Annotated in this window: 17 protein-coding genes; 10 read left to right on the forward strand and 7 right to left on the reverse strand. The window is 72.7% G+C overall.

What is annotated here, in order from left to right; genetic code table 11:
- Positions 1 to 23: 23 nt before the first annotated feature.
- The 7 genes from PZC42_RS16240 (at position 24) to PZC42_RS16270 (ending at position 6,880) form a co-directional block, all read left to right on the forward strand.
- Positions 24 to 1,040 (forward strand): LacI family DNA-binding transcriptional regulator, encoded by a 1,017-nt coding sequence (locus tag PZC42_RS16240; protein ID WP_277212644.1) that lies wholly within the window; start codon positions 24 to 26, stop codon positions 1,038 to 1,040.
- A complete protein-coding gene (locus tag PZC42_RS16245) occupies positions 1,037 to 2,581 on the forward strand; it encodes a sugar ABC transporter ATP-binding protein (protein WP_277212645.1) in 1,545 nt (514 codons plus the stop codon). Before PZC42_RS16240 ends, PZC42_RS16245 begins: the two co-directional genes overlap by 4 nt.
- Positions 2,578 to 3,567, forward strand: coding sequence for an ABC transporter permease (locus PZC42_RS16250; RefSeq protein ID WP_277212646.1), 990 nt, complete (start codon positions 2,578 to 2,580; stop codon positions 3,565 to 3,567). The genes PZC42_RS16245 and PZC42_RS16250 overlap by 4 nt, the downstream gene beginning before the upstream one ends.
- A 69-nt stretch (positions 3,568 to 3,636) precedes the next feature.
- Entirely contained in the window at positions 3,637 to 4,593 is a 957-nt protein-coding gene (locus PZC42_RS16255) for a substrate-binding domain-containing protein (RefSeq protein ID WP_277212647.1), read from the forward strand.
- A complete protein-coding gene (locus PZC42_RS16260) occupies positions 4,590 to 5,555 on the forward strand; it encodes a ribokinase (protein ID WP_277212648.1) in 966 nt (321 codons plus the stop codon). Before PZC42_RS16255 ends, PZC42_RS16260 begins: the two co-directional genes overlap by 4 nt.
- Positions 5,552 to 5,935, forward strand: coding sequence for a D-ribose pyranase (gene rbsD / locus PZC42_RS16265; protein WP_277212649.1), 384 nt, complete (start codon positions 5,552 to 5,554; stop codon positions 5,933 to 5,935). The genes PZC42_RS16260 and rbsD overlap by 4 nt, the downstream gene beginning before the upstream one ends.
- A 90-nt stretch (positions 5,936 to 6,025) precedes the next feature.
- Positions 6,026 to 6,880: a TIGR03619 family F420-dependent LLM class oxidoreductase gene (locus PZC42_RS16270; RefSeq protein ID WP_277212650.1), complete on the forward strand. Its 855-nt coding sequence runs from the start codon at positions 6,026 to 6,028 to the stop codon at positions 6,878 to 6,880.
- Here the strand turns inward: PZC42_RS16270 and PZC42_RS16275 are convergent.
- From PZC42_RS16275 to PZC42_RS16285, 3 genes are all read right to left on the reverse strand, one after another.
- Positions 6,842 to 9,916: an AAA family ATPase gene (locus PZC42_RS16275; protein ID WP_277212651.1), complete on the reverse strand. Its 3,075-nt coding sequence runs from the start codon at positions 9,914 to 9,916 to the stop codon at positions 6,842 to 6,844. The genes PZC42_RS16270 and PZC42_RS16275 overlap by 39 nt on opposite strands.
- Entirely contained in the window at positions 9,916 to 11,208 is a 1,293-nt protein-coding gene (locus tag PZC42_RS16280; protein ID WP_277212652.1) for an exonuclease SbcCD subunit D, read from the reverse strand. Before PZC42_RS16280 ends, PZC42_RS16275 begins: the two co-directional genes overlap by 1 nt.
- Before the next feature lie 107 nt (positions 11,209 to 11,315).
- Entirely contained in the window at positions 11,316 to 11,711 is a 396-nt protein-coding gene (locus PZC42_RS16285) for a winged helix-turn-helix transcriptional regulator (RefSeq protein ID WP_277212653.1), read from the reverse strand.
- A gap of 182 nt (positions 11,712 to 11,893) precedes the next feature.
- Here PZC42_RS16285 and PZC42_RS16290 point away from each other — a divergent pair, with 182 nt between their 5' ends.
- Positions 11,894 to 12,805: an NAD(P)-dependent oxidoreductase gene (locus PZC42_RS16290; RefSeq protein ID WP_277212654.1), complete on the forward strand. Its 912-nt coding sequence runs from the start codon at positions 11,894 to 11,896 to the stop codon at positions 12,803 to 12,805.
- On the forward strand, positions 12,802 to 13,731 hold the full coding sequence (locus PZC42_RS16295; protein WP_277212655.1) for an NAD(P)-dependent oxidoreductase: 930 nt from the start codon (positions 12,802 to 12,804) through the stop codon (positions 13,729 to 13,731). The genes PZC42_RS16290 and PZC42_RS16295 overlap by 4 nt, the downstream gene beginning before the upstream one ends.
- A 92-nt stretch (positions 13,732 to 13,823) precedes the next feature.
- Here the strand turns inward: PZC42_RS16295 and PZC42_RS16300 are convergent, their stop codons facing one another.
- Entirely contained in the window at positions 13,824 to 14,330 is a 507-nt protein-coding gene (locus tag PZC42_RS16300) for an ATPase (protein WP_277212656.1), read from the reverse strand.
- A gap of 221 nt (positions 14,331 to 14,551) precedes the next feature.
- On the opposite strand from PZC42_RS16300, the gene PZC42_RS16305 reads away from it, so the two are divergent.
- Positions 14,552 to 14,743 (forward strand): hypothetical protein, encoded by a 192-nt coding sequence (locus PZC42_RS16305; protein WP_277212657.1) that lies wholly within the window; start codon positions 14,552 to 14,554, stop codon positions 14,741 to 14,743.
- Between the two features lie 13 nt (positions 14,744 to 14,756).
- Here PZC42_RS16305 and PZC42_RS16310 read toward each other — a convergent pair whose 3' ends face one another.
- From PZC42_RS16310 to PZC42_RS16320, 3 genes are all read right to left on the reverse strand, one after another.
- Positions 14,757 to 15,218 carry an SRPBCC family protein gene (locus PZC42_RS16310; RefSeq protein ID WP_277212658.1) on the reverse strand — a complete coding sequence of 154 codons (462 nt, stop codon included), beginning with the start codon at positions 15,216 to 15,218 and terminating at the stop codon, positions 14,757 to 14,759.
- Positions 15,219 to 15,291: 73 nt separating this feature from the next.
- Positions 15,292 to 16,140, reverse strand: a complete 849-nt coding sequence (locus PZC42_RS16315; protein WP_277212659.1) for an ABC transporter permease — start codon at positions 16,138 to 16,140, stop codon at positions 15,292 to 15,294.
- Positions 16,137 to 17,054 (reverse strand): ABC transporter ATP-binding protein, encoded by a 918-nt coding sequence (locus PZC42_RS16320; protein ID WP_308199845.1) that lies wholly within the window; start codon positions 17,052 to 17,054, stop codon positions 16,137 to 16,139. Before PZC42_RS16320 ends, PZC42_RS16315 begins: the two co-directional genes overlap by 4 nt.
- Positions 17,055 to 17,188: the final 134 nt, after the last annotated feature.

Raw genomic sequence — 17,188 nt, forward strand, 5'->3', positions numbered from 1 at the left:
TTCGACCCAGCGAGGAGGCTGCGATGCAGTCGGTGACCATCCGCGACGTCGCGGCGCGAGCCGGGGTGTCCGTGGCGACCGCCTCACGCGTCCTGTCCGGCCACCCCGCCACGTCGGCCGACTCCCGCCACCGCGTCGACGAGGCCGCCCGCGAGCTCGGCTTCCGCCTCAACGCGCAGGCCCGCTCGCTGCGCAAGACCCGCACCAACACGATCGGCGTGCTCGTCTCGGACGTCCGCAACCCGTTCTTCGCGGAGATCGCGCACACGGTCGAGCAGAGCGCGCTCGCCGCCAGCATGGCCACGCTGCTGTGCAACGCCAACGAGAGCACCGACCAGCAGGACCTCTGCCTCGACCTGCTCGTCTCCCAGCGCGTCGACGGCATGATCGTCGCCCCGCAGGGGGACGGCAGCGGCAGCCTGCGCGACGTCCTCACCCTGGGGATGCCCGTCGTGTTCGTCGACCGCACGATCGACGGCGTCGACGTCCCGAGCGTCACCTCGGACAACCGCGCGGGGATCGCCGACGCCGCCCGCCACCTCGCCGAGCTCGGCCACCGCCGCATCGGGTACGTCGCCGGCCCGCAGGAGACCTCGACCGGCCGCGAGCGCCTGCTCGCCTACCGTGACGCCGTCGCCGAGCACGGCTTCGACACCGACCCGCACCTCGTCCACCAGGGCGACTTCCAGGTGGCCAGCGGTGTCGAGGGCGCGGAGCTCCTCCTCGGCCTGGACGAGCCGCCGACGGCGATCCTCGCGGCCGACAGCCTCATGACGTTCGGCGTCCTGCAGGTCTGCCAGGACCGCGGGGTGCGGATCGGCTCGGAGCTCTCGCTCGTCGGCTACGACGACATCGGCACGTTCCGCCTGGTGAGCCCTGCGCTCACCGTGATCGCGCACGACCCGGCCCGGATGGGGGCGCTCGCGGTGGAGATGATCCGCGACGTCCTGGCCGGCGAGACCGTCACGTCGGCCGTGCTGCCCACCACCCTCGTCGTGCGCGGCTCGACCGGCGCCCCCGACCCGCGGAGGATCGCATGACCGCCCCCTCGAGCGGCGCACCGCTGCTCACCCTCGAGAACGTCTCGAAGTCGTTCGGCCCGGTCCGGGTGATCGACGACGTCACCGTGCACGTGCGGCCCGGGCACGTCCAGGTCCTCCTGGGCGAGAACGGTGCCGGCAAGTCGACGCTCATCAAGATGATGTCGGGCATCTACCAGCCCGACGGCGGGCGCATCCTCGTCGACCGCAAGCCCGTGGTGCTCGACGGCGTGCGCGCCGCGGAGTCCCACGGGATCGCGACGATCCACCAGGAGCTCAACCTCGTGCCGACCATGTCGGTCGCGGAGAACGTGCTCATGGGCCGGTTGCCGTCGCGCGGCGGCCTGCTCGACAAGCGCGCGATGCGTGCCACGGCGCGCCGCGCGCTCGACCGCATCGGCCTCGACGTGGACGTGGACCAGCCCGTGGGCGAGCTGGGCGTGGCCCGCCAGCAGCTCGTGGAGATCGCGAAGGCGCTGAGCCTGGACGCCCGGATGCTCATCCTCGACGAGCCGACGGCGGCACTCACCCACGGCGAGATCGACGCGCTGTTCGCGGTGGTCCAGGACCTGCGGGCCGACGGCGTGGGCATGGTCTTCATCAGCCACCACCTGGAGGAGATCACCCGGATCGGTGACGACGTGAGCGTGCTGCGCGACGGGTCGCTCGTCGCCGAGGTCCCCGCGTCGACCGCCGAGGACGAGCTCGTGCGGCACATGGTCGGGCGCGACATCGCCGACCACCACCCGCGCCGCCGCGAGTACACGGGTCCCGACGACGTGCTCCTCGACGTGCAGCACCTGACGCGGCACGGCGTGGTCGACGACATCAGCTTCCAGGTGCGGGCCGGTGAGGTCGTCGGCATCGCCGGGCTGGTCGGGGCCGGGCGCACCGAGCTGCTGCGCGCCGTCGCGGGCGCCGACCCGTACGACGCCGGCACCGTGACCGTGCGGGGCGGCACGCTGCCCGCGAAGAACGTGGGCCGGGCCATCGCGGCCGGCGTCGGGCACGTCCCCGAGGACCGCAAGAACCAGGGCCTCGTGCTCGGGGCGTCGGTGAACGAGAACATCGGCTACGCGACCCTGCGCTCGACCGCCCGCACGGGCCTGGTCGACCGCTCGGGCCAGCGCCGCCGCGCGCAGGACGTCGCCGACCGGCTGCGCATCCGGATGCGGGACATCGACCAGACCGCCCGCGACCTGTCCGGCGGCAACCAGCAGAAGATCGTCTTCGCCCGCTGGGTGCTCGCCGGGTCCCAGGTCCTCCTCCTCGACGAGCCCACCCGCGGGGTCGACGTCGGAGCGCGCGTCGAGATCTACGAGTTCATCAACGCGATCACGGCCGACGGCGGAGCGGTCGTCATGGTCTCGAGCGACCTGCCCGAGGTCCTCGGCATGAGCGATCGCATCCTCGTCATGAGCGGCGGGCACCTCGCCGGCGAGCTCGCCGCCGAGGACGCCACCCAGGACCGCGTGATGGCCCTGGCCGTGCGGGACGTCGACCGCGACGCCGAAGACCACACCGAAGGAACGAGCTCATGACCACACCGACCACCACGACCACGTCCCCGACCGCACCGTCGCGGCTGCGGACCACGGCCGGCGCGTTCCTCGCGAACAACGGCGCCCTCGTGGGTCTCGTCGCGCTGTGCCTGGCGCTGTTCATCGCGACCCCGAACTTCCTCACCGGGCCGAACCTGCTCAACATCGGCATCCAGGCGTCCACGATCGCCGTCCTCGCGTTCGGCATGACGTTCGTGATCGTCGCCGGGGGGATCGACCTGTCGGTCGGGTCCGTCGCGGCGCTCAGCGCGATGGCGTCCGCCTGGGTGTACTCGTCCGCCGGGATGCCAGGCTGGATGTCCCTCGTGGCCGGGCTCGCGACCGGTGCGGCGCTCGGCTCGATCAGCGGCATCGCCATCGCCTTCGGCCGGCTGCCGTCCTTCATCGCGACCCTCGCGATGCTCAGCGTCGCTCGCGGACTGACCCTCGTCGTGTCCGACGGGCGCCCGATCGCCACGTCGCCCGAGGTCTCGTTCCTGGGCGGCACCGTCGTCGGCATCCCCGTGCCGATCCTCGTGCTCGCCGCCGCCGGGCTCGTCGCCGCGTTCATCCTCAACCGGACCGTCGTCGGCCGCTCCATGTACGCCGTCGGAGGCAACGCCGAGGCGGCCCGGCTCTCCGGCATCCCGGTCAGGCGGGTTCTCGTGACCGTCTTCGCGCTCGCCGGGCTGTACGCCGCGCTCGCGGGGATGCTGCTCGCCGGGCGGCTCAACTCCGCCCAGCCCCAGGCCGCGGCGGGCTACGAGCTCGACGCGATCGCCGCCGTCGTCATCGGTGGTGCGTCGCTCGCCGGTGGCGTCGGGCGCGTGTCCGGCACGCTGGTCGGCGCGCTGATCCTCGCCGTGATCCGCAACGGGCTCAACCTGCTCAACGTCTCGTCGTTCTGGCAGCAGGTCGTCATCGGGCTCGTCATCGCCGTCGCCGTCGGCATCGACGTCCTGCGCCGCAAGAACACCCGCCACTAGCCACACCACCTGAACCCGCCTGACCCACAGGCACCCCGGGCACCCTGCCCCCCGACGAAGGAGCCGACGATGAAGTTCTCCCACCCAGGACGACTCGCCACAGCCGTCACGATCAGCGCCGTCCTGGTCGCCACGACCGCCGCGTGCGGTCGCGACGGCGGCAGCACCGAGGGCGCCGCCGCGGCCGGGCAGAGCGTGACCCTGTCGCTGTCGACGTTGAACAACCCGTTCTTCGTCGACGTGCGCGACGGCGCGCAGGAGGCCGCCGACGAGCTCGGCCTCGACCTCGACGTCGTCGACGCGCAGAACGACAGCACCACCCAGGCGAACCAGATCGCCAACGCCGTCACGGGCGGCGCGGACGGCGTCGTCGTCAACCCCGTCGACTCGGACGCCGCGGGGGCCGCCGTGCAGCCCGCCCTCGGCGCCGACCTGCCCGTCGTCGGCGTCGACCGCGCCGTGGACGGTGCCGACATCACGTCCCTCGTCTCGAGCGACAACGTCGCCGGCGGTCGTCAGGCCGCCGAGGCGCTCGCCGCGGCGATCGGCGAGGAGGGCACGGTCATCGTGCTGCAGGGCGTGGCCGGGACGTCCGCGAGCCGCGACCGCGGCCAGGGCTTCGCCGAGGGCATCGCCGAGTTCGCGGACATCGAGGTCGTCGCGACCCAGACCGCGAACTTCGACCGTGCGCAGGCGCTCGACGTCGCGACGAACCTCCTGCAGTCGCACCCGGACACCGTCGGGATCTTCGCCGAGAACGACGAGATGGCCCTCGGCGCCATCCAGGCGCTCGGCGCCCGCGCCGGTGACGACGTCATGGTCGTCGGGTTCGACGGCACCGACGACGGCCTCGCCGCCGTGGAGAGCGGCAGCCTCGTGGCCACCGTCGCCCAGCAGCCCACCGAGCTCGGCCGCCAGTCCGTGGAGGTCATGTCCCGGGTGCTCGCCGGCGAGACCGTGGACTCCGAGATCCCCGTGCCCGTCCAGACCGTGACCACCGAGAACGTCGGAGACTTCCTGCAGTGACCGCGACCACCCCCGCCGCCCCGCCGCCCGACGGTCCGCACGCCGTCGTCGTCGTCGGCTCGACGAACGCCGACCTGCTCGCCCGCGTCGGCGTACACCCCGCGCCGGGCGAGACGATCCTCGGGGAGAGGATGGACGTCCTGCCCGGCGGCAAGGGCGCCAACCAGGCCGTCGCCGCCGCGCGGCTCGGTTCGCCGACCGCCCTGGTCGGTGCCGTCGGCGACGACGCGTTCGCGGAGCCCGCCCTGGCGGGTCTGCGGGAGGCGGGGGTGGACCTGTCGGCGCTCGCCGTACGGAGCGGCGCCACGGGCGTCGCGCTCGTGGCGGTCGCCGCCGACGGGGAGAACTCGATCGTCGTCATCCCCGGGGTCAACGCCACGGTGGACGCCGACGCCGTCCGCGCCCACCGCGACGTCGTCGGTGCCGCCGCGGTGGTCGTGCTGCAGGGCGAGATCCCCCGCAGCGGGATCGAGGAGGCCGCACGGGCGACGCGCGGCAGGCTGATCGTGAACCTCGCCCCCGTCATCGACGTCGACGCCGACGTGCTCCTCGCCGCGGACCCGCTCGTGGTCAACGAGCACGAGGCCGCCCTCGTCGCGGCAGCGCTCGGTGCAGCGGACGGCGCGACCCCGGCGACCGAGGACGGCTCGGACGAGGCCGTCGTGACCGCGCTGCTCGCCCGCGGGGTGCGGTCGGTCGTCATGACGCTCGGAGCGCGGGGCGCGCTCGTCGGTGCCGGGGACCTCCTGGAGCAGGTGCCGACGCCATGCGTCGACGCCGTGGACACGACCGGGGCGGGCGACGCGTTCGTCGGCGCGCTCGCGCACGGCCTCGCCAGCGGTGACGACCTCGTGACCGCGGCCCGGTTCGCGGCCCGTGTGGGCGCCTACGCCGTGCGGTCGGTCGGCGCGCAGTCGTCCTACCCCGGCCTGGGGGACGAGCTGCCCGAGGTCACCGCGTGAGGCGCGCAGGCGTGCTCAACCCCGCCCTGGCCGAGGGGCTCGCCCGGCTCGGACACGGGCACCTCGTCGTCGTGGCCGACTGCGGGCTGCCCCTGCCGCCGTCGGCGCCCGTCGTGGACGTCTCCGTCGTCCACGGGGTGCCCCGCTTCACCCAGGTCCTCGAAGCCGTCCTCGACGAGATCGTCGTCGAGGGCAGCGTGGCCGCGACGGAGAGCAGCGGCACGGTGGTGAGCACGTGGCTCGACGAACGCGGCCTGGCCCCGGAGCTCGTGCCCCACGACGAGCTCAAGGCGCTGCTCGACTCCGTGGCGCTGGTGGTGCGCACCGGCGAGGCGACGCCGTACGCGAACGTGGTGCTGCGCTGCGGCGTGCCGTTCTGACGGCGCGGACGGCGAACGCGAGGCCCGCTGCCTCTCGGCCTCTCGGTATGGTGCGGAATGGACCCGACGGCCTCGAGGTTCGGTCCTGTCATGGAACTTGAGGTGGTGTTGCCCGACGAGTCGCCTTCGATGCCCGTGGACACCCTCGTCGATCTGACGCAAGCCGCGGAGGAGCTTGGCTACTCGACCGCGTGGTTGCCCGATCATGTGCTGCCGCCGGGCGAGTACGGAGCCACCTTCGGCGGGGTGTACGAGCCGCTGGTGACGATCGGCCATCTGGCCGCGGTCACCGAGCGACTTCGGCTGGGCACCTCGGTGCTGGTCGCTCCGCTGCGAGACCCGTTCGTGCTCGCCAAGCAGATCGCGACCTTGCACCAGCTCTCGGCCGGGCGGGTGATCCTGGGCGTCGGGGTAGGTTGGAACGAGCAGGAGTTCGATGCCGTCGGAGCGGACTACGCCCGTCGAGGTGCGATCACCGACGACGCGCTCGCCCTGTTGCGGCACCTGTTCGCCGGAGGCGCCGCTCCCTACAGCGGACGACGATTTTCCTACGAGCAGGGCGTATTCGCCCCGATCCCCGACGGTATGGTGCCGATCATGGTCGGCGGCAACAGCGACGCCGCGTTACGGCGCGCGGCACGGTACGGCGATATCTGGCAAGGCATCCCTGCCAGCCCCGCCGCCTTCGCCGAGCGAGCCCGGACGCTGGACGAGCTGGCCGCCGACCGCGATGTCGTGGCCGCCCTGCGGATCGCGTGGGACGGCACCGTACCGATCGACCGCATCACCGATGAGGTCATCGCCTACAGGGAGGCGGGGGCGACGCGCCTGGCCGTCCACTTCGGTGAGCACGACGGAACGCGCGAGCGCATGGCGGCGCTGGCCGAGTCACTGACCGGGCAGCGGCTAGGCCCGCACGTTCAGCGTGCTGGCGCCGCTCGGTAGCTGCCGCACCTCGATGCGCTCGGCGATCGACTGTTTGAGCGCCTCCACGTGCGACACGACCCCGACGACCCGGCCCCCGGCCCGGAGCTTGCCGAGTTCACCGAGGACGGCGTCGAGCGTCTCGGGGTCGAGCGTCCCGAAGCCCTCGTCGACGAACAGCGTCCCGAGCTCCACTCCCCCGGCCTCGGCGGTCACGACATCGGCCAGCCCGAGCGCGAGGCACAGCGACACGTAGAACGTCTCCCCGCCGGAGAGCGTGCGCGGGTCGCGAGCCGCCTCCGTGCGGTGGTCGACGACCTTCATCGCGAGCCCGGTGCGGCGCGTGCGCACGTCCTCGCGCTCGTCGCTGCGCACCAGCTCGTAGCGCCCCCCGGACATCTCGAGCAACCGGGCGTTCGCGGCGGCGACGACGTCCCCGAAGCGCCGCACCAGGACGAACGTCGCGAGCGACAGCGCCTTGGTGTTGTCGGATCCGGCGCCCGACACGAGCGTGGCCATCCGTGTCACGGGGGCCGCCTGCGCGCGGGCCGCTTCCCACGCCGTGATGGCCCGCTCGATGCCGGTGCACGCCTGGGCGGCCGACGCAGCGCGGCGGCTCGCGTACTCGTGCTGGCGGGCCAGGCCTGTCGTCTCCGCCTCCGCCCGCTGGACCGCGGTCCTCGCGGTCGGGACGTCGGCGAGGACGTCCTCGGCGAGGTCGGCGACCTGCGGCTCGGCGAGCCCTGCCTCGACCCGCGCGACCGCGGCCTCGTGCTGGGCGATCCGGCGTTCCAGCTCCGTGATCTCGTCCCCGGCGAGGCGTGCGGCCCGGGCGCCGGCGACGTCCTCGAAGCCGTTCTCCGTGGTCACCCGCACGAGCTCGGCCTGGCGGTCGGTCACCGAACGGGTGGCGGCGCGCACGTCGTTCTCGGCCTCGAGGAGGGCGTCGATCGACCGGGCACGGTCGCGCAGCGCTCCCTCGAGCACGGCCACGGGGTTGGCGGGTGAGCCCTCGTCGGCGAGCACGTCCGGGAGCTCGGTCTCCTCGAGCAGCGAGCCCGCGGCCTCGATCTCGTGGGCGATCTCCTCCCGGCGCCGGGCGACCTGCTCGGCGAGCGACCCCAACCGTACGTCGAGGGACGCCACGTGCTCGGCCAGCTCGGCGGCACGGGAGGTAAGCGTGGCCGTCTCCAGGTCGTGGTCCGCGAGGAGGGTCGCCGCCGCCCGGCGCTCGGTCGCCGCCCGCTGTGCGACGTCGACGGCTTCACGCGCCTGGGCGACGCGCTCGGCCGCGGCCGCGGAGTCGACCCCGCCGGCCGCGCGCCGGTGCGCCTCGAGCCGCTCGGTCAGCGTGTGGACGGCCGCGCCCGCGACCTGCAGCGTCTCCTCGGCCGCGGCGCGGACCTGCTCGGCGGCCTCGACATCTTCGCTGCTCACATGGTCCGGGGTGACGACGGCGGGGGCGGGGTGGTCGGCGGAGCCGCAGACCGGGCACGGGTCGCCGTTGACGAGGCCCGTCGCGATCTCACCGGCGATGCCGTTGATGCGCGCCGTCCGCACGGCGCGCTCGGTGTCGACCGCCGTCGTCGCGGTCCGGACGGCGGCGTCACGGCGTCCGCGCGCCTCCGTGAGCTCGACGAGCGTGGAGTCGACGTGCCGCGCGGCGGTGAGCACGGCCTCGGCCGAGAGCACACGCTCCTGGTGCAGCGGCAGCTCACCGGCGACCTGGGTGAGCTCGGCGATCTGCGCGGCGAGCGCCGTCCGAGCAGCCGGCCGCTCGGCCAGGTCGGCGGCGAGGCGCGCTCGTTCCTCCTGGTCGCGGGCGAGGTCCTTGCGCGCGTCGACGAGCTCGCGCTCCTGCGCGGGCAGCTCCGCGCCGATCGGCCGCAGCCGCTCGAGGCGCACGGTGGCTGCGGCCACGTCGGACCGGATCGCCTCGAGCGCGCTGACGTCGCTGTCCACGAGCCGCCCCGGGACGCCCGTGCGGGCGAGCATCCGGGCCTCCTGCGCGGCGGCCAACGCTCGCTCCGCGGCGCGCACCCCGTCGAGCGCCGGACCGACGACGGTGGCTCGGCGCGCGGCGTCCAGCCGCCCGACGTCGGCGCGCACCTCGGGTGCGCGCTCTACCAGAACCGCCTGTTCGACGCGGAGCGCGTTGCGGCGGGCCGTCGCTGACTCGAGCTCACGGGCGGCGTCGAGGTCGGCGCGCGCCGCGACGAGCGCGGCGTTCGCGGCGAGCTCCCGCGCCGCGAGGTCGTCCGCGGCGGCGGCGAGCTGCGCGATGTGCGTGCGGGCGAGGTCGGCCGCCGCCTCGTCGTCGGCGGACCGGAGGGTTTCGGCCGTGTCCGTCGCGAGCCCGGCGGCACCGCAGAAGTGTTCGACCGCGCCGGTCACCGCCGCGCGCGCGGTGCTGACGGACTTCTGCGCCGTGCGCTGCAGGTCGGCGAGCTGCGCCTGCACCCGCTCGTAGACCTCGGTGCCGAAGACCTTCTGCAGGAGGCCGCGGCGCTGCTCGGGGTCGGCGCGCAGGAAGCTCGCGAACTCTCCCTGTGGGAGGACCACCGTCTGGACGAACTGCCGGCGGTCGAGCCCGACCGCCCGCTGGATCTCGGCGCCGGCCTCGTCGAGGCGGGCGGAGACGAGCTCACCGTGCGGCTCCTCGTCCGCTCCCGGCCGCGGCGGCTCGGGGACGGTCGCGAGCCGCCACATCCGGACCCCGGCCTGCTGCGTGGTGGTCCCGGTGCCACGCTTCTTCGCCCGCCGGAACTCGGGCGTGCGGCGGACCCGGTAGACGCCGGAGCCCGTCTCGAAGACGATGTCGACGAACGACTCGACGTCGTCGGTCGCGTACGCCGAGCGCAACCGGTCCTCGCTCGCCGCCTCGGAGGCCACCTTGCCGTACAGCGCGAAGACGACGGCGTCGATGACCGTGGACTTGCCCGCACCGGTCGGACCTTCGAGCAGGAAGATCCCGGACGCGCCGAGCTCGGCGAAGTCGATGCGGTGCTCACCGGGGAACGGCCCGATCGCCCGGAGCGTGAGCGAGTGCAGGTGCATCAGGCGCTCCGCTCGCTCGCCACGGCCAGCTCGAGCGCGGAGCGCAGCGCGGCGTCCTCATCCGGGCTCGGGGGCGCACCCGTGACGTGGTCGACGAAGTCGCGCGTCACCTCGAGCGGGTCGTGGCCCGCCCCGATCAGCGCGATCGTCTCGCGCTCGGCCGCGACGGGCGGGCGGTGCTGGATCTGGAGCGCGTGCGGGAACCGTGCCCGGACACGGGCGAACAGCTCGGCGGGCCGCGCGGGGTCCGTGACGACGACGCGCAACCAGTCCGCGACGTGCGGTTCACCGGCCGCGCCGAGCAGGTCGTCCAGGGACCCGGTGACCTCGGCGAGCCGGCGCGGGACGGGCGCCGGGATCAGCTCGACGTGCGGCGGTGCGGAGCCCGCGGCGAGGTCGACCAGGACCGTCGACTTCTTCTGGTGCATCTCGGAGAAGGAGTACGCGAGCGGCGACCCGGAGTACCGCGCAAGCGGCGGGCGGCCCTCAGTGCCTGTACCGGCGGAGCCATCAGTGCCGTCGGTGCCGTCGCGCTCGCGGGACACCTCGGGGACCGTGACGACCTGCGGGCCATGCAGGTGGCCGAGCGCGACGTAGTCGAGGCCCCACCCGCCGAAGACTCCCGCAGGGACGGAGTCAACGCCGCCGACCCGGATGTCGCGTTCCGACTCCGACGCCAGCCCGCCGACGACGAACGCGTGCGCCATCACGACGGCGGGCGCGCTCGTCCCCGCGTCCCGGCGGCGGGCGAGGTCCGCGCCGACCCGGCGCATCGCAGCGGCCGTGACCGCCTCGTGCGAGCGGGCGAGCGGCGTCACCTCCTCGTCGGAGTGCGCCGCGGCGGAGCCAGTCGCCGACGACCCGTCCGCGAGCTCCCGGCGCACCGCGTCGGGGTCGAGGTACGGCAGGGGGTAGACGAGGACAGGACCACCGCCCCGGGCGGGGTCGAGGAGGACGGGCGTACCGACGTCGGGCACCGAGGCCCGCACGTGCACACCCGGGCGCATGATGCCGGCACCGAAGCCGAGGCGGACGGCTGAGTCGTGATTGCCGGGCGTCACGACGACCGCGGCGTGCTCGGCGAGGCGCGAGATCGCGTCGGACAGCAGCGAGACGGCGTCCACCGGCGGGATCGCGCGGTCGTACACGTCACCCGCGACGAGCACCGCGTCGACGCCCTCGGTGCGAGTCAGCTCGACGAGGTGGTCGACGTAAGCGGCCTGGTGCTCGATGAGGTCGACACCGTGGAGCGTGCGCCCCAGGTGCCAGTCCGACGTGTGCAGGATCCTCATGGCCGCGACCGTACCGCGCCCTACCCACAGGCCCGGCGGGGGACCCGCCGGGGGTCCGGGTCTCTCAGCCGGTGCTGACCGTGCATGGCGTGGTCACCATCGGGCCGTCAGGCCGGCGCGTCGAGCCGCGCGATGCGGCCGCGTCCCCAGTCACCCAGCGACTCGAGCGCGGTGTTCAGCGCGCTGCCCTGCTCGGTGAGCGAGTACTCGACGCGCGGCGGGACCTCCGGGAAGACCTTACGCACGAGCAGGCCGTCGGCCTCCATCTCGCGCAGCTGCTGGGCGAGCACCTTGTCGCTCACCCCGGGCAGGCCGCGCTTGAGCTCGGCGTAGCGGCGCACGCCGTGGTCCTCGAGTTCCCAGAGGATCAACGCCTTCCACTTGCCGCTCACGACGTCCATCGCCGCGTCGAGGCCGCACACGTAGGGACCGCGCCGCAGAGACCTGCCGGGCGCACCGGGAACCTGGCTGGACCCGGGAGCAGAGGGGGCCGTCGTCGTCATCGCTCACTCCTTCGTCGCTGACCTGCACGCTTACCTGGGAGTGAGAACCCCACCTCGAAGTGCGTTCTTCCCGGGCGACCGTACGTCGGCGAGGGTGGATGGCGAGGGCACGCCGCGCCGGGCGTCGTCCGAGCAGCACCACCCACCCCGGAGGAACGATGCCCAGCCCGCCAGCACCATCCGTGACCGTCCTCGGCCTCGGCGCGATGGGCAGCGCCCTCGCGGCCGCCACCCTCGCCGCCGGGCACCCCACCACGGTGTGGAACCGCACCCCCGGCCGCGCGGAGGCCCTCGCCGCCGCCGGTGCCCGGGCCGCGACGACGGTCCGCGAGGCCGCCGTCGCGGCTGAGATCGTCGTCGTGTGCCTCCTCGACCACGCGTCCGTCCTCGAGGTGCTCGACCCGGTGGCGGACGCGCTCGCCGACCGCACGCTCGTCGACGTCACGACCACCACGCCCGAGGAGTCGCGGGCCCTCGCCACCTGGGCGGCCGAGCACGGCATCGACCACGTCGACGGCGGGATCATGGCGGTTCCCTCGATGATCGGCGGACCCGGTGCCGAGGTGCTGTACAGCGGACCGCGCGACGCGTTCGACACCGCGCGACCCGTCCTCGACCGGTGGGGGCAGAGCTCCTGGCTCGGCGACGACCCGGGCCTCGCCCCGCTCTACGACCTCGCGCTCCTGGCGAGTATGTACGCGATGTTCGCGGGCTTCTTCCACGGCGCCGCGATGGTCGGCACGGCCGGCGTGAGCGCGACGGACTTCGCCCGCCGCGCGGCACCCTGGCTCGCCGCGATGACGTCCGAGCTCGCCGACTACGCCGACGTCGTCGACCGCCGCGACTACGGCGGCCCCGGCCAGCAGAGCCTCGAGTTCTCGGACCCGTCCGACATCCTGCGGGCGAGCGAGGAGGCCGGGCTCGCGACCGACGTCGTCGCGGCCGTGCGAGCGCTCGTCCGCCGCCAGGTCGACGCGGGCTACGGGGCGGACGGGTTCGCGCGCATCGTCGAGAGCATCAGAAACCCGGGCCACGACGCCGGAGCGGTGCGGGCCGACGCGGAGCAGCCCATCGTCGCAGGAGGAACGTCATGAGCACACCAGCACCCGTCACCGTGATCGGCCTCGGCCCCATGGGGCAGGCCATGGTCCGCACGCTGCTCGCCGCCGGCCACCCCGTCACCGTCTGGAACCGGACGCCGTCGCGCGCAGACCAGCTCGTGGCCGAGGGAGCCGTCCTCGCCTCGTCACCCACCGAGGCCGTGGCGGCGAGCGACGTCGTCGTGCTGAGCCTGACGGACTATGCGGCGATGTACACCGTCCTCGACCCGGCGACCGAGGCCCTGCGTGACAGGACCGTCGTCAACCTCAGCTCGGACACCCCGGGGGCGACACGCATCGCCGCACGATGGGTCGCGGACCAGGGCGCGACGCTCGTCGTCGGCGGCGTCATGGCGCCGGCGCCGATGGTCGGCACGGACGACGCATACGTCTACTACAGCGGCCCCGAGGCGGCGTTCCGCGCGCAGGAACGCACCCTCGCACTGCTCGGCGCACCCCGGTACCTCGGCGAGGACCCTGGGCTCGCACAGCTCCTGTACCAGGCACAGCTCGACGTGTTCCTCACCGCGCTGTCCGGCATCGCCCACGCCGCGGCTCTCGCGCAGGCCGCCGGCATCCCGCCCACGCAGTTCGTCCCGGACGCGCTGCAGACCCTCGTCGACACGCCCGCGATGATCGACGCCGACGGAGCACCGGGCGCGGACTTCGAGACCGGTGTGCACCCCGGCCACCTCAGCACGGCCACGATGATGGGCGCGACCGCCGCGCACATCCTCGGCGCGAGCGAGGAGCTGGGGGTCGACACCGCACTCCCCCGCGCGATCCTCTCCCACTACGAGCGGGCGCTGGCCGCCGGCCACGGCAGGGACAACTGGACGGCGATCTTCGAGGTGATCAAGGCGGGGCGGACCGACGGGCAGGCCGAGGCCTCCCCGGCCTCGTCGGCCCGACCCGCCTAGTACTACAGCCGTAGATCATTGCCAGGCGATCTGGCGTTGATGAGCGAACCATCCGCAAGCTTGGCGTCGAGGAAAGGGCGACTGGTGGCTTGTCAGTCGATCCACAGAGACCGAAGCGACGCCGCGACGTCGCTGGTGGTTCGGTCATCTGTACTGACGCGATGCACGTTCGCAGAGGAGCGCTCATCCAAGATGGCTGCGGCAGTCGCGGAACGCTCGATGTGGGTGCGAAGCGATTCTCCGTCCTCTCGACGCGACAGTCGGGACTGAACCGTGCCGTCGGATGCTGTGAGGAGTACCGATGTCACGTGCGGTTGGTCACCCATCGCGGCTGCGATCTCGTCAGCTTCCAGGATGGCGACCGTGTTCGTGTAGATCAGACGGCGGTAGCCAAGGTCGCGGTAGTTCGCCCAGACCGCGGCGAGGTTGCGCGCGGCCAACCGGTGCTCCCACGGTTCAGGCCACGCAAGGCCAAGGGCGTCCCCCTCGATCACTGCGTGCTTGATGCCTTCGGCAGCAAGAAGATCGTGGAGCGCGAACGCCGCCGACGACTTCCCGACTCCAGATCGACCGGAGACCAGCAACAGTTCGGAGATCACGAGGCATCACCCTACGGCCTGCTGTGGTGAGACTGACTGGACGCAAGGCGGCCACCGCGTCAGGGTTCGTCGCTTGCGTGGAACAACAAGCCCGTGGCGGCGGCCGTGGCACACAGAGTGGCGGCTGGCCGGTGGCGTGCGGAGCTCGCGTCCGCGTTGGGACGGATCTCGGGCCAGTACTCGCCGCACTAGTACTACAGCCGTAGATCAGGTCGCTGACCGTGGGTGATGTCGTCCCGTCGCTGGGAGTGGGCTTGTTGCTGGTGGCGCCGTCGTCCGAGGACCTGCTGCAGGGCCAGTTGCGTCACGACGGCTCCGGCCAGCGCGACGCCGAAGCCGGGCGCTATGCCGAGCCTGTCCACCAGCATCGAGACCAGGAAGCAGAAGACCGCGAAGCCGGGCAGACCGGCTAGCGGTTCCCTGGTACTACTGCCGTTCGGCCTTCGCGGCGATGTCGTGCAGGTCCTTCGCCATCGCCTTCTCGGTGGCCTTGGCGCCGAGCGTGCCGAACAGGGCCCACAGCGCCTTCTGCATCGGGTTGGTCCGCGCCTGGACGGCTGTGAAGCTCATCCTGAGGCGGGTGGTGTCCGCGGTGGGCGTCAGCGTGAACTCGGTGACGTAGTGGACGCCCGAGGAGTCCGCCTCGACCACGGTGCGTGTCGGTTCCTCGGCGAGGGTGACCTCCAACTGCTGGGTGTCCTCCCTGCCGAACATTCGACGGGTCTCGCGCCACTTGGTGCCCACGCGATAGGGCCCCTCGGTGACCGGCTCCACCTTCGTCACCCCGGCCAGCGTCTCGTCGGCATGCGCGATGTCGGTGAGGACCGCCCACACCCGTTCGGCGGGTGCCCGTACCAGGCGTTCGACTTCAGTCCGGTGACCGGTCATCTGTCTCCTCTTCTCCCACTCGTGGCCGGAGTCTGACAGGTCGTGGCCTGGCCGCCTGCGCGACCGGTGCTACTCACCGTACCCACTGGACGGCGGCCTCGCGGGCGGCCTGCACCTGGGAGCCGGTCGAGCGGCGCGACATCCGACGCAGCACGTGCGGCGTCACGACGGCGCCCACGACCGCCCAGGCGCCGAGGACCAGCACCGTCTCGAGTGTGCGCCAGCTCCCGCCGAGCTCGAGGGCGGCGGCCGAGTCGGGAAGGAACGCGGACCGCATCCCCAGGCCGAGCCAGTACATCGGGAACAGCTGGGCGGCCACCTGCACCCAGCCCCACAGCTGCTGGATCGGGTAGAAGATGCCGGAGATCCCGGCCAGCACCATCACCGGCAGCATCCCCCAGGTGCCGACCTTCTGCGCGCTGGGAACCAGCGCCCCGATCACCATGCCGATCGGCATGGCGGCGAGCAGGCCGAGCAGCAGCACCCACCCCACGGTGAGCCAGCCCGAGCTGTCGGCCATCAAGTTCTCGAACAGCAAGAAGCTCGGAAGCAGGATCAGGACCATCTGCGGAAGCAGACTCAGGGTATGGAAGACCAGCTGACCCGTGAAGTAGCCGGCCAACCCATGGGGCACCGCCCTGTGCCGCAACAGGGTGCCATCCTCCTTCTCCATGGCAAGGGCGTACGCCGGGCCGACCACGACGCCGAAGGCGATGAACGCTCCGAGGATGCTCGGCAGCATCACCGAGGGGAACAGCAGGTCGGTTCCGTCGACCTCGGTGTTGCGGCCCAGGAACAGGTAGCCGACCGCGAGGAGCGCGGTGAACAGGTAGAACCCCTGATCCTGGCTGCTGCGGACGCTCTGGACGAACTCTCTCCACCCTCTGCGCAAGCCGAGGCGCACGGCGTGCTGCGCCTTCACCGGGTCACCTCCCTGAACGACCGGGCCGCTGCCTCGGCATGGCCCGCCTCATGCTGTTGGACGAGGGAAAGGTAGGCGTCCTCCAGGCTCGCCCGCCGCATGTCGAGGTCGTGCACCGCGTCGCCGCCTTGGGCGAACAGGTCACGGACGAACCCGGTCGGGTCGTCCGTCTGATGCACGAACCGCTCCCCGTCCATGGACCACCGCACCTCCGCGGCACCCGCGGCCCGCCGCGCCAGACCGTCCGGCGTATCGTCGGCGACGATGCGACCCCCGGCCAGGATCAACACCCGGTCGGCGAGCTTTTCGGCCTCGTCCAAGTCGTGCGTGGTGAGCAGGACTGTCGTGTGCTCCAGGCTCACGAGCCGGTGTACGAGCCGGTGGAACTCGCGGCGGGCCTGCGGGTCGAACCCTGCGGTCGGCTCATCGAGAAACAACAGCTCCGGGCGCCCGACGATGCCGATGGCCACATCAAGTCGGCGCCGCTGACCACCCGAGAGGGCGGTGAGCTTACGGTCCGCCAGCTCGGTCAGCCCCACGGTCTCCAGCAGGTCCTCGACGTCGTACGGCCTCGGGCGGCCGGGCGTCGAGTACGGCTCGAAGTAACCGCCCAACAGGGTCAGAAGCCGGCGCGGCGTCCACCGCGGGTGGTCACGCCACGACTGGAGCACCACACCGGTGTGCGCCCGCCAGTCCTCGTCGGCGTGTGCCGGGTCCTGGCCGAGCACGCTCACCTCGCCGCCGGAGCGGACCCGGAAGCCCTCCAGGATCTCGATGGTGGTGGTCTTGCCCGCGCCGTTGGGGCCGAGCAGGCAGACCACCTCGTCGGTGTGGACGTCGAAATCGACCCCGGTGAGCACGTCGTTGTCGCCGTAGCGCATCCGTAGGTCGCGGACCTCGATCACAACCTCCACCTAAGCCAATCTAGTGAACACCTCGGCCGAGAGCACCCGATGTCCCGGGCAGGCGTTGGGTGGACGGCTGAAGTACTCGTCGTCGCCGTTATCCCGTCGCTTCCCCGCAGGTCACAGCCACGATCTACGGCTGT

Source organism: Isoptericola croceus, from assembly GCF_029382255.1.
Taxonomy (GTDB): Bacteria; Actinomycetota; Actinomycetes; order Actinomycetales; family Cellulomonadaceae; genus Isoptericola; species Isoptericola croceus.

Bases quoted from the DNA above. Each gene is read 5' to 3' on its own strand.
- PZC42_RS16280 (WP_277212652.1), bottom strand. From the start codon at position 11,208: ATGAGGATCCTGCACACGTCGGACTGGCACCTGGGGCGCACGCTCCAC.
- PZC42_RS16270 (WP_277212650.1), top strand. From the start codon at position 6,026: ATGGAACTTGAGGTGGTGTTGCCCGACGAGTCGCCTTCGATGCCCGTG.
- PZC42_RS16245 (WP_277212645.1), top strand. From the start codon at position 1,037: ATGACCGCCCCCTCGAGCGGCGCACCGCTGCTCACCCTCGAGAACGTC.
- PZC42_RS16240 (WP_277212644.1), top strand. From the start codon at position 24: ATGCAGTCGGTGACCATCCGCGACGTCGCGGCGCGAGCCGGGGTGTCC.
- PZC42_RS16275 (WP_277212651.1), bottom strand. From the start codon at position 9,916: ATGCACCTGCACTCGCTCACGCTCCGGGCGATCGGGCCGTTCCCCGGT.
- PZC42_RS16285 (WP_277212653.1), bottom strand. From the start codon at position 11,711: ATGACGACGACGGCCCCCTCTGCTCCCGGGTCCAGCCAGGTTCCCGGT.
- PZC42_RS16255 (WP_277212647.1), top strand. From the start codon at position 3,637: ATGAAGTTCTCCCACCCAGGACGACTCGCCACAGCCGTCACGATCAGC.
- PZC42_RS16250 (WP_277212646.1), top strand. From the start codon at position 2,578: ATGACCACACCGACCACCACGACCACGTCCCCGACCGCACCGTCGCGG.
- PZC42_RS16295 (WP_277212655.1), top strand. From the start codon at position 12,802: ATGAGCACACCAGCACCCGTCACCGTGATCGGCCTCGGCCCCATGGGG.
- PZC42_RS16310 (WP_277212658.1), bottom strand. From the start codon at position 15,218: ATGACCGGTCACCGGACTGAAGTCGAACGCCTGGTACGGGCACCCGCC.